8 protein-coding genes are annotated in these 12,506 nt (G+C 43.6%); all 8 read right to left on the bottom strand.

The window, feature by feature from the left end:
• Positions 1–122: 122 nt before the first annotated feature.
• A complete protein-coding gene (locus QMA04_RS02370; RefSeq protein WP_191714895.1) occupies positions 123–1,031 on the bottom strand; it encodes an HD domain-containing phosphohydrolase in 909 nt (302 codons plus the stop codon).
• A 90-nt stretch (positions 1,032–1,121) separates the two neighbouring features.
• Complete coding sequence (locus QMA04_RS02365; protein ID WP_290183851.1) at positions 1,122–1,583, bottom strand: hypothetical protein; 462 nt, start codon at positions 1,581–1,583, stop codon at positions 1,122–1,124.
• 425 nt (positions 1,584–2,008) lie between these two features.
• A complete protein-coding gene (locus tag QMA04_RS02360) occupies positions 2,009–3,496 on the bottom strand; it encodes a glutamate synthase subunit beta (RefSeq protein WP_191714893.1) in 1,488 nt (495 codons plus the stop codon).
• 76 nt (positions 3,497–3,572) lie between these two features.
• Positions 3,573–8,159, bottom strand: coding sequence for a glutamate synthase large subunit (gltB, locus tag QMA04_RS02355; protein WP_290183850.1), 4,587 nt, complete (start codon positions 8,157–8,159; stop codon positions 3,573–3,575).
• Positions 8,160–8,418: 259 nt separating this feature from the next.
• Positions 8,419–10,191 (bottom strand): DNA helicase RecQ, encoded by a 1,773-nt coding sequence (gene recQ / locus QMA04_RS02350; protein ID WP_290183849.1) that lies wholly within the window; start codon positions 10,189–10,191, stop codon positions 8,419–8,421.
• A 131-nt stretch (positions 10,192–10,322) separates the two neighbouring features.
• Positions 10,323–10,820: a DUF4334 domain-containing protein gene (locus QMA04_RS02345; protein ID WP_203340084.1), complete on the bottom strand. Its 498-nt coding sequence runs from the start codon at positions 10,818–10,820 to the stop codon at positions 10,323–10,325.
• Between the two features lie 13 nt (positions 10,821–10,833).
• Positions 10,834–11,619: an SDR family oxidoreductase gene (locus QMA04_RS02340; protein ID WP_290183848.1), complete on the bottom strand. Its 786-nt coding sequence runs from the start codon at positions 11,617–11,619 to the stop codon at positions 10,834–10,836.
• 180 nt (positions 11,620–11,799) lie between these two features.
• A complete protein-coding gene (locus QMA04_RS02335) occupies positions 11,800–12,156 on the bottom strand; it encodes a helix-turn-helix domain-containing protein (protein WP_191714888.1) in 357 nt (118 codons plus the stop codon).
• Positions 12,157–12,506 lie beyond the last annotated feature (350 nt).

Raw genomic sequence — 12,506 nt, 5'->3', positions numbered from 1 at the left:
AATCTCTCCTCTTCGTTTTTGTATAATCACTGTGTATAAAGTATTGACTAAATCACTGATTTTTAAACATTTTAGGCAAAATAAAAGACACCTCGAAAAGTCTGGGTGTCTGGTTCCAGCATCTATGAACTTAGCTTTCCTTCTTCTTTCAAAACTTGTTCGAAAGCCTTGACGACTGTTTCATCATATTGAACCCCAACCAGATTGTTGATTTCGGCCATCGCGTATTCTGGAGAAAATGCGGTTCGGTAAGCTCTGTCTTCGGTCATCGCATCGAACGTATCGCACACGCCGATAATTTTAGCTTCCACTAAAATCTCATCGCCTTTCAAGCCAAAAGGATAGCCTCTTCCGTTCACGCGCTCGTGATGCTGTTCGACGATATCTGCGATGTCTGCATAAGGAGTGTCCCGGATCATGGCAGCGCCATCGCCTGGATGCTTTTTCACCAACTCGAATTCTTCGTCCGTCAATTTGCTTGGCTTTTTCAATACTTCTTCAGGAATGTTGATTTTGCCGATGTCGTGAAGGATGGAAGCTAACAATAAATTTTCCATCTGTTCTTTTCTCAATTTCATTTTAGAAGCAGTCTTAACCGCATAGTTAGCGACACGAGAGCTGTGATTAAATGTATAACGATCTTTTTTCTCGACAGCTTCTCCAATACTCTTTAACTTACTTACTATATTGCTTAAATAATGGAATACAGGAACAGTAGAAACTGACAGAAAAGTTAAATCAGTCAGAGTTTTAAATTGCACTGTACCTTCTAAGTTCTTAGCAGAGAGAAAGGTATCTGGCCCCAACCTTTTAACTTCACCGTTTATATCAGCTTCAATTTCACCAGACAGTATATAAAAAAACTCTTGCGAATCCTCATCTTGGCTGGGAAAAAGAATAAATATACTATCTGATAAAACTGTCTGTTTCATTAATTCAATTCCGTTTCCACGTCCCAAAAGACTCAGTGTCGTTGCACCATTATTCACTTTTTCAAGATAACCGTCTGTTAATATGTCCAAGCCTTTCACAGACACACATCCTCTGCAGAAAAATACGAGAGTATAGAAAACTCTCTATACTCTAATATTACTTCATGTATTGTTGTATGAACAAGATAATTACCAACCAACTACTAGAATAGGATCAATCGATTCTGGCCCCTTAGGAAATGAAACTTCTACGAATTCTATCTCAACGACCAACCCGGCTTTCTCAGCCTTTTCAATTCCTTTAAGCGTCATTTTTTCAGCCTTTGTTTTTAAATCAGCAATGAGTTTTTCGTACTTCTTATCGTAGTCTGCTTTCAACTTAGCTTGTTTAGCTGGATCAGTTTGTTTTGCTTGCTGTTCAAGAAATTTAGTATGCATCTTTTCAGATTTAGCTACTGCTTTATCAATTTCAGTGTGAATTTTTGCATTTGTCAATTCTACTTCCAGCAATGCCGAAGCAATTTCCGGAGTCATTTCTGTTGTAACGTCGGCTTTGAGAACTTCACCATTATTCACTGCAAACGCACTAGTACCTAATACTATTGCCATAATGAATGAAAATAATACAGCGATTAAACTCTTTTTAAACATCCGTATTCCTCCTATTTCCAATTTGTAAGCAGGTAGTGAGATTTAAATACTTTAGAAGCAAAAATTAACTATCTTTTCACTTTAAATTAACTTAAAATACCATCCCTGACCTAATATAGTATATCCTTCATAGGTCTTTTGCACAATCAAATATTGTATTATTTAGATAAAAGACTTATAGGTTACAGTGATAAAGTATTACTGTAATGAAGGATTATCAAATAGCTGTTACAAGGCTGCTATGGTCCATAAATTATACCTCATTTTTCTACTTTAAACGAAAATAGCGACGGCCATTCATCGACGACCCTCCCCTTAAAATTTCTCTTCGTTCGCGTCCATCCTTTCCACAGAAAAAGCTGCAGTTGAACTCGAAGATGAGTTTAACTGCAGCTTTCCTTAAACCATATTATTAACCTTCTTTATTACGGCAATACAGTAGTCCCCATAAGGTAACGATCGCATTCACGCGCTGCTTCACGACCCTCATTGATGGCCCAAACAATCAGGCTTTGGCCACGGCGGACATCCCCCGCTGCAAAAACACCTTCTACGTTTGTAGTGTATTTTCCATATTCCGCTTTTACTCTTGAATTCACTTCTGTTTCTAACTCCAGCTGCTGGATCAAGTCTTGTTCTGGTCCACTGAAGCCAATGGCGATCAGCACTAAATCTGCTTTCCATACTTTTTCGGTGCCTGGAATTTCCTCGCGGATCCGATTGCCGTTTTCGTCTATCTTCAATTTCACATTGACCGTATGGACTTCTTTGACTTGGCCGTTTTCATTACCGACAAACTTCTTGGTCATAACTGCGTAAGCTCTTGGATCTTCACCAAAAGTGGCCGCTGCTTCTTTATGGCCATATTCCACGCGGTGCACTTTCGGATATTGTGGCCATGGATTGCCTTTTTCGTCGCGGATTGCACCTTTTTTGTCATAAACGTCAAATTGAACAAGGCTTTCACAACCATGGCGAACTGATGTCGCTAAGCAATCCGTTCCTGTATCTCCACCACCGATGACAATGACATTTTTGCCTTCGGCCGAAATATAATTGCCGTCTTCAAAATTTGAATCCAGAAGGCTTTTTGTACTGGCGTGAAGGAAATCCATAGCGAAATGGACACCCTCCAACTCCCGGCCTTCCACATCAATATCACGATGAACTGTTGAACCCGTACACATGACTACTGCATCGAAATCATCTTTCAGTTTCGCAGAAGGGTAATTTTTTCCGACTTCTACGTTTGTGATGAAAGTAATTCCTTCCTGCTCAAGAATATTCACACGTCTGGTTACCATATCATAGGACAACTTCATTTCTGGAATTCCGTACGTCAGCAAGCCGCCTACACGATCGCTTTTTTCAAATACCGTCACCATATGCCCGGCTTTGTTCAACTGGGCTGCAGCGGCAAGTCCGGCCGGCCCCGAGCCGATTACGGCTACTTTTTTGCCGGTACGTGTTTTGGGTGGCTCAGGCACAACCCAACCCTCCGCAAATCCACGCTCAATGATCGACCGTTCTACTGTACGAATCGCTACTGGCGGTTCATTGATGCCGAGTACACAAGCTCCTTCACAAGGTGCCGGACAAGCCGTTCCTGTAAACTCAGGGAAGTTGTTTTTCAAGTGTTCACGGTGCAAGGCTTCTTTCCACTGGCCACGATAAACAAGATCATTCCATTCTGGGATGAGATGGTTTACAGGGCAACCGGTCGTTACATTATCCAATTCCATTCCGGTATGGCATGTCGGCACTCCACAGTCCATACAACGCGCGCCTTGTTTTGCCACTTCTTCATTCGACAAAGGAATTGTGTAATCATTCCAGTCCTTTGTCCGTTCAGCCGGTTGGCGCTCTTTGACTGTTTGTCTGCCATATTCCATAAATCCTGTTGGTTTCCCCATTGTTTCCCCTCCTACTCACGATTTCTCATGTTGTAATCACAGCACTTTTGAACATGAACGGCTGCTTCCGCTTTTCTTATTTCCCGGCACCGGCCATTTTGCTTTCTTCGAAAGCGGCCATTTCCGCTTCGGACTTGGCCATGCCGCTGCTCTGTAATTTATTGATTCGTTCATTGATCTGAAGGTAAGCTTTAGGAATAACCCGGACGAATTTTGCGGAATAAATATCCCAGTGAGCCAACAAGCGCGTGCCGTTTGCACTGCTTGTGTAATGAACGTGCTTTTGAATCATTTCGCGTAATTCTTCGATTTCTGCAGGGTCGGCAAGCGGCTGCAAATGGACCATTTCGGCATTACAGCGCTCACTGAACGTACCTTCTTCATCGAGAACATAAGCTACGCCTCCTGACATACCAGCTGCAAAGTTTTTGCCGGTCTTCCCAAGAATCGCTACCCGTCCTCCCGTCATATATTCACAACCATGGTCGCCTACACCTTCGACAACGATTTTCGCTCCACTGTTTCTGACAGCAAAGCGTTCGCCAGCCACTCCATAGATATATGCTTCGCCAGCAGAGGCGCCATAGAATGATACATTTCCGATAATGATGTTTTTCTCAGGAAGGAAAGTTGAATCGAGTGCCGGATAAACCGTAATCTTACCACCCGATAATCCCTTTCCGACAAAGTCATTGGCATCGCCGATCAGGTTCATCGACATTCCTTTTGGAATGAATGCACCGAAACTTTGTCCGGCCGATCCTTGGAAATTCAAATTAACAGTGTCCTCAGGCAAGCCTTCTGCACCGTAACGTTTTGAAATGGCACTCCCAACAATCGTTCCTGTCGCACGGTGAATGTTACGGATTGCCGTTGCCACTTCAACCCGCTCGCCATTTTCAATCGCCTTACGGCAACGCGGCAACAGTTCCTGGTAATCCAATGTCTGTTCCAATTCATGGTTTTGTTTAACCGTCGCATAACGGCCTACTTTTTCAGGCAGGTCCGGCTGATACAATAAGGCGCTCAAATCAATGCCGCCGGCTTTCCAGTGATCGACAGCTTGATTGGCTTCAAGAACGTCTGTCCGTCCAATCATTTCATTGATGGTACGGAAGCCCAGTTCAGCCATCAGTTCACGTGTTTCTCTTGCGATAAAGCGCATAAAATTCGCTACATGCTCCGGATCGCCGCCGTATTTTTCACGCAGTTCGGGATTTTGAGTTGCAATGCCGACAGGGCACGTATCCAAATGGCAGACGCGCATCATGACACAGCCAAGTACAACAAGCGGTGCAGTGGAAAATCCGAATTCTTCAGCGCCAAGCAGAGCCGCTGTCACTACATCGCGGCCGGTCATCATTTTGCCGTCTGTTTCTACGACAATCCGATCACGCAGACCGTTCAACAGCAAGGTTTGATGCGTTTCAGCCAAGCCGATTTCCCATGGAAGCCCTGTATGTTTCAGGCTTGTTTTAGGAGCCGCTCCTGTACCGCCATCATAGCCGCTGATCAAGACAACGTCCGCACGGCCTTTAGCAACACCTGCAGCAATCGTACCGACACCAACAGCGGATACCAATTTAACGCTGATTCGCGCATCTGGATTTGCATTCTTCAAGTTGAAAATCAATTCAGCTAAATCTTCGATTGAGTAGATGTCATGATGCGGCGGCGGTGAAATCAATTCAACACCGGTCGTAGAGCCGCGCACTTCAGCAATCCAAGGATAAACTTTCTTGCCAGGCAAGTGTCCGCCTTCTCCCGGTTTCGCTCCCTGGGCCACTTTGATTTGGATTTCATCGGCATTCACTAGGTAATGGCTCGTTACGCCAAAGCGGCCGGATGCCACTTGTTTAATGGAGCTGCGGCGATTGTCGCCATTTTCGTCCGGAATAAAACGGGAAACTTCTTCTCCACCTTCTCCGGAATTGCTCTTTCCGCCGATGCGGTTCATTGCCACCGCTAATGCTTCGTGTGCTTCTTTGCTGATGGAACCGTACGACATGGCGCCTGTTTTGAAGCGCGCACAGATTTCTTCTATTGTTTCCACTTCTTCGATCGGCACAGGCGTCCGTTTCTTAAAGGACATCAAGCCGCGCAGCGATTGAAGATTGGCCTTTTCATCCGTCAACAAGTTCGTATACTTCTTGAAGACATCGTAGTTATTAGTCCGGCATGCATGCTGGAGTGTGTGGATTGTCTTTGGATTGTACTGATGGTTTTCTCCATTTTCACGGTATTGGAATTCATCGCCGGATTCCAGGGCCTGGTCGTCTCCTTGAGCAACCGGATAAGCTGCCGCATGTCTCATAAGAACTTCTTTAGCAATGATATCCAGACCAATTCCGCCTAATCGTGAAGAAGTTCGTGTAAAGTATTTATCGATTACATCCATATGAATACCGACAGCTTCAAAAATCTGCGCACCACGGTAACTTTGAATCGTTGAAATTCCCATTTTGGATAGAACTTTAATAATGCCGTCTGTAACAGCTTTAACATAAGTCTGTTCCGCTTCTTCGAAATTCATATTCGGAATATCTTCTATTTCAATCAAATTTTTGATTGTATCGAAAGCCAAATATGGATTTATCCCTTCTGCTCCGTAACCGAGCAACGCCGCAAAATGATGGACCTCTCGCGGTTCTGCAGATTCCAGTAAAATACTCATTTGGATTCGGGTGCCTTCACGGATCAAATGATGATGCAAACCTGAAACAGCCAATAGCGCAGGAATCGCTGCAAACTCCTCATTCACTCCCCGATCGGATAAAATGAGCAATTTCGCCCCTTCTCGTATCGCCTGATCGGCTTCCGCAAAAACAGCTTCCAACCTCTGTTCCATTGCTTGCTCCCCATCATTTTTCGGAAACAGTATAGAGATGGTTGCGGTCTTGAAATCAGGAACATGTTGCTGACGCAATTTTTCAAGTTCCATATCTGTCAAAATCGGCGTTTCCAGGCGGATATGGCGGGCACTTTCAGGAGTCGGTTGAACCAGATTCGCTTCTGCACCAATGGTTGTACGGGCTGCTGTAATAATATGTTCACGAATCGCGTCAATTGGCGGATTCGTAACTTGAGCGAACAATTGCTTGAAATAATTGTAGAGAAGCTGAGGTTTTTTAGACAAGACTGCTAAAGGCGAATCATATCCCATCGAACCAACAGGATCTTTCCCATCTGTTGCTAGCGGCTTGATAATTTTTTGAACTTCTTCCATTGTATAGCCGAAAGCGAGCTGGCGTTTAATCAAAGGTTGCGCATCGTCAGAGTTTGTAGGTTTGACCGGCTCCGGCAAATCTTCCAAATCAAACATATTTTTCTCGATGAAATCTTTGTATGGCAACTCTCCTGCAATCTGCAGCTTGATTTCTTCATCGGGAATAATTTTGCCCTCTTCTAAATCCACCAGCAGCATTTTCCCTGGGCGAAGACGGTCTTTATAAATGATGTCATCTGCAAATATATCAAGTGCGCCTACTTCTGAGCCCATGACGATCATACCGCTCTTCGTCACATAATAACGTGCAGGCCGCAGGCCGTTTCGGTCAAGGCAAGCCGCAATCTGTTTGCCATCTGTAAAGACCAATGCAGCCGGTCCGTCCCACGGTTCCATAAGCGTACTATGGTATTCATAGAAATCTCTTTTTTCCTGTTTGATGGTTGGATCATTGACCCAAGGTTCCGGCACCATCATCATGGCTGTATGGGCAAGCGATCTTCCAGACAAATGCAGGAATTCAAAGCAATTATCGAACATTGAAGAATCACTGCCGGTTTCGTCTATGACAGGCAGTACTTTTTGAAGGTCCTCTTCATTGAAAGCGGGAGATGTGCAAAGCATCTGACGAGCACGCATCCAATTGACATTTCCTCTAAGGGTATTGAATTCACCGTTGTGGATTGAGTAGCGGTTAGGGTGTGAACGTTGCCAGCTTGGGAAGGTGTTCGTACTAAAGCGAGAGTGGACGAGAGCCAATGCTGATTTGAATTCGGGATGGTTGAGGTCTATATAAAACGAATCGAGTTGTTCCGGGATAAGCATGCCTTTGTAAACAATCGTACCTGCTGAAAGGCTGCTGAAATACACATCTTTAAATTCTTCTTTGCCGACCATTTCCTGTTCAATCCGTTTGCGGATGACATATAAACGGCGCTCAAGGTCAATACGGTTTTCCAATCCATGTGCAGCACCGATAAATACCTGGCGAATCACAGGCTTGGTTTTTGAAGCGACTTTACCGACAAACGAATCGTTGACCGGAACCGGACGCCATCCAAGACAGACTTGGCCTTCTTCTTGGATAATTTGGTGGATCAATTCTTTGGTTTTCATACGCAAATCATAATCTTTTGGCATAAAGAGCATACCAATGCCGTACTTTCCTTCTTCAGGCAAAGTAATGCCTTCTTTTTCACATTGCTTCAGGAAAAAACGATGGGGAATTTGCGTCAGAATCCCTGCACCATCTCCTGTGCTCGTGTCAGATGATTGGCCGCCTCGGTGCTCCAGGTTGCACAATATGTTGATCGCATTTTGAACGATTGCATGTGATTTTTCTCCGTTAATATTGGCGATCATCCCGATTCCACACGCCTCGTGTTCCTGATCTGGATGATATAGTCCCTGTGGGATTGGATACTCTTTCTTGCTCATCAAACCGCCTCCTTCATTACACTCATGTGTCATAATGTTTTGATAGTATATCATAAGTCTGAATATATATACAATTCCCCCAAGTAAAAAAATATCAAAAATAAAAGCCGAAATCTTATATCCACATTGCAAACGCTTCCATTTTTATTGCAGGAAAAACAAACGTTTACTCCGGAATATAATGTATAAATATACAGTCTAATTAATTCACCAAATAAAAAAACCCCGTTTTATACGGGGTTTTCCAACTTATATTTATTCAGTTATTTATGGCATCAAAAGAATGAATCGCTTGTAAAAAGGCTTGTCCATACTTTTCAAGTTTGTTGGCACCTACACCGTTGACCTCCAAAAATTCCACTTCATTTTTAGGGCGTCTCGCCACCATATCCTGTAATGCTTTATCGGAGAAAATAACAAAAGGCGGCACTCCCGCTTCATCAGCCAGCTTTTTCCGAACCACTCTGAGTTCTTCAAATAACGGATCATTAGAGGAAATTTTCTTGGTGACAACCGCGCCTTTTCTCAAAACTTGGCGTTTGCCAAGCAATACATCTCTGCCACCATCAGGAACATAGATGGTCGGAAACGAACCTTGTTCAACCGCCAACAGCTCCTGCGAAATCATGAATTCAATTAAATTCGATACTTCTTTGGCATTTTGGTGCTTAAGAATTCCATAGGTCGACAATTTATCGAAACCAAAATCCAGCACTTTTTTATTGCGGGAACCGGTCAATACCTGCGCTGTCATAGCCTTGCCGAATTTCTGCCCCATCCGAATGACGCAGGACAAAACCATTTGGACATCTTTCGTAACATCCATGCTTTCACGGTCATCCAAGCAGCTTCCACAATGGCCGCATGGTTCAGCCGCCGTGTCACCGAAATAATGAATGATAAACTGCTGCAGGCAATTTTCAGTATGGCAATAATCAACCATCCCTTGCAACTTCACCAATTCCCCCGGAATTCGGCTTGGATCCTGGGCCTGATCAATTAAGAAACGCTGTGTTTGGACATCCTGGGAAGCATACAATACGATACACTCACTCGGCAGCCCATCACGGCCTGCACGGCCTGCTTCCTGATAATAGCTTTCCATGTTCTTAGGCAATTGATAATGGATAACAAATCGGATATTGGATTTATCGATTCCCATGCCGAAGGCGTTTGTCGCCACCATGACAGTCACTTCATCATTAAGAAACCGTTCTTGGCCGATCTTTCTTTCATTGTCAGGCATGCCGGCATGGTATTTTGCAGCCTTAATGCCTTTTTTTATGAGCATTTCGTATACCGAGTCCACTGTCTTTCGAGTGGCGGCGTAGATAATCCCCGCTTCTTTTTCGTTTTTTTCCACGTATTCTTTTACAAAACGTTCCCGGTCCTGGCCGCGAATGACGGAAAATGTTAGATTTGCCCGTTCAAAACCAGTCATAATGGTGTGTTCTTCTTCGATATTCAAAATCCGGCAAATGTCTTCACGCACTTGGGGCGTTGCAGTAGCAGTCAACGCCAATACAGTCGGATTGTTCGGGAACAGCTCCGTCATCCGGCTGATCAAACGGTAACTTGGACGGAAATCGTGGCCCCATTGCGAAATACAATGTGCTTCGTCAACAGCAATCAGCGGAACATGGACTCCCTGAAGTTCATTCAGGAACATTTCTGAGTCTAGACGCTCTGGCGCAATATAAAGCAGCTTAATGGCACCGCGTTGCACATCGATAAGCGTTTCCCGCACTTCATCAAAATCGAGGGAGCTATTTATATAAGCAGCTGGAATCCCAGCTGCCAAAAGTGCATCTACTTGGTCTTTCATCAATGAGATCAGAGGCGACACGACAATGGTGGTCCCTTCCATGACCAGTGCCGGAATTTGATAGCACATGGACTTGCCTCCGCCGGTCGGCATGACGCAAATTGAATTATGCCCTTCAAATACCTGGGTAATGGCTTGTTCCTGGCCGATCCGGAAGGATTCATAGCCAAAATGGGACTTCAATAATTTTTTCGCGCTTTCCAACAAAATAGAACACTCCTAATACTCGTATCGTATGAGTTAGCTTACCACATTTTTGCGCCTTTTTCTTTGACGAAATACCGAGAAAAACTATGGAGATCGAGACAAATAAAAAAACTGTCCTCAAGCATACGCTCTCAGGACAGTTTTTCATCTTGCACTTTTTCAAGCAGGAAGAAAAAGGGCTGCTGGTCTCCCTTCAGGTCCATCATGCCAAGCAGTTTCCCTTCTGCCACTTTCCGAAAGTGGTCAAGGATCGGCAAATGGTCATAGATCATCGCCGCACTCATTTTCCCGCGATACTCCACCATCCGCATACGGGCTTCACCGCCAACCGCTTTTGTTAACTTCTGTTTTCCCATAAAAGGAACTGGGTCGACTGCGATCACTTTTCCTTTTTTCACTTCAAACAGCAACGGATCCACATTTTCTGTATCATGGAATGCTTTCCCATACCAATTTAGTTTCTTTAAGACACCGTCTAACGGATGGCCAGTAAGGAATTCTTTTCCTCTCCAAGTTCCAAGAAGCGATTCCAGATCAACCGTTTCCAACGAATCAAATAATTGGCAAGCAGCATGAAGATCCGCTTCTCCTTTTTCCAGCATGGCAACCAACTCTGCTTGGCGCTCCATCTTCGCCCCTCCTTCAAATCTCCATTTTCCATCGTTTCGCCTCTTCTTCTTTCATTTGCTTTTCTGTTTCTTCAGGAAAAGCTGTACGGAATTTATGGTGATCAAGAGGTATAACTTCAATCATCTTCGCAATCATTTCAGCGGGATCATATTGACTCTCTAATGCACGATCAGCTTCTTCCATATCTTCTTTCCGCGTAAAATGAATTTCTTCATCGAACCACTTCCATTTAGCCTCTGCACTGCGATCGTTAAAACCTGTCGCAAAAGCTCCTGGATTAATGGTTGCCACTTGAACTCCGTGGCTTTCCAACTCTTTTTGCATCGTTGTGGCAATGGCTTCGATCGCATGCTTAGTTGCAGTATAAGGACCGACATAAGGAGTCGACATAATCCCTGCCATAGAAGACATGAAAATAATCTTGCCCTTTCCTTTATCCACAAATTTCCGCGCAGCAATTTGAGCTGTTTCTAAAGTACTGAAAACATTGACCTCAAATAATTCCCTGAAGTTCGCCATCGGCACTTCTGCTAGGGCACCGCCTTCATTTATAGCAGCATTGGCTACAAAAATATCAAAATCATATTCAAGCATTTGCGCCAAGTCCTGCGGATTTTTGATATCCATTTTAAATATATCCAAATCAAGTCCTTTTGCTTGGGCTTCTTCCTTTAAAGCCGTTACTTGAGGAGCTGTTTCCACTGGCGCAATCACTTTATGCCCTTGCTCTGCAAGCCCGAATGCTGTTCCTTTCGCCAACCCGCTTCCTGCTCCTGTAATAAAGATTGTTTTGCTCATAGTCTCATCCTCCATAATCCATTTTACTTTATGTCTTCCCGGAAGCATTTGGAATAAACAAGAAAACAGGGAATATCGCTTTAGGCAGTTCCTCTTGCTGGCTTAGTCGTTTCCGAAAAATCAAAACGCCTATTCCCCTTTAAGGAATAGGCGTTTTGGTTATATTGGGCCTTCAGGCAATCAGTTAGTTGCGGTTCCATAACTGCCCATACGGCGTTTAACTTGAATGAAAGATGCAGCTTCCGCAATTTCATGCTGATTAAGCGGCTGGTCATCCAACATTAGATTGTAATCGTTTAAAAAACTTGTATTTTGAAGATCCACATTGATTGTCCGTTCGCTGCGATCCAACAAACTGTCGACTGATATCTCAAAATAATCGGCAAGTCTCTCGAGATGCACTACAGACACTTGTTTCTTTCCACTTTCATAAGCCCAAACCGTGCTTTTTGCAAAGCCGATTTCTTCTGCCAATTCTTCAGTAGATAGACCCTTTGCTTCTCTTAAGTCCTTGATTCGTTTGCTTAATTGTTTCATTTATACTCCTGCTCCCTAAATAATATTCTAACTATTTTAAATATACTGCACCTTGCGCTTTTTCACAATCTTTTTTGGATAATTCTTTAAAAAAGTGTGAATAATTAGTGAACACTAACTAATGATTACTAATTATGGAAATTTAATAGGATATTTTATTTACTTAATTTATCACATTATTAATTATTTGAAATTGCAGGTAAATAGGCACGTCAAACTTGGAAAACCGCTCTAGTGCCACTTCACCTATGTCCATTCGCGAAATATCATTCTAATCAGAATTAAATAATTATTCCAATAAAACATATTTCCATTTTTTCGCGTTGATAATCCTGGATTCAGTTATCGAA

Source organism: Planococcus sp. APC 3900 (genome assembly GCF_030407735.1).
Taxonomy (GTDB): domain Bacteria; phylum Bacillota; class Bacilli; order Bacillales_A; family Planococcaceae; genus Planococcus; species Planococcus notacanthi.
Note: the sequence above shows the minus strand (reverse complement) of the source record. Positions and strands in the feature narration are given on the sequence as shown.

Bases quoted from the DNA above. Each gene is read 5' to 3' on its own strand.
- QMA04_RS02365 (WP_290183851.1), bottom strand. From the start codon at position 1,583: ATGTTTAAAAAGAGTTTAATCGCTGTATTATTTTCATTCATTATGGCA.
- QMA04_RS02360 (WP_191714893.1), bottom strand. From the start codon at position 3,496: ATGGGGAAACCAACAGGATTTATGGAATATGGCAGACAAACAGTCAAA.
- gltB (WP_290183850.1), bottom strand. From the start codon at position 8,159: ATGAGCAAGAAAGAGTATCCAATCCCACAGGGACTATATCATCCAGAT.
- QMA04_RS02345 (WP_203340084.1), bottom strand. From the start codon at position 10,820: ATGGAGCGCCAAGCAGAGTTGGTTGCCATGCTGGAAAAAGGAGAAGCG.
- QMA04_RS02340 (WP_290183848.1), bottom strand. From the start codon at position 11,619: ATGAGCAAAACAATCTTTATTACAGGAGCAGGAAGCGGGTTGGCGAAA.
- QMA04_RS02335 (WP_191714888.1), bottom strand. From the start codon at position 12,156: ATGAAACAATTAAGCAAACGAATCAAGGACTTAAGAGAAGCAAAGGGT.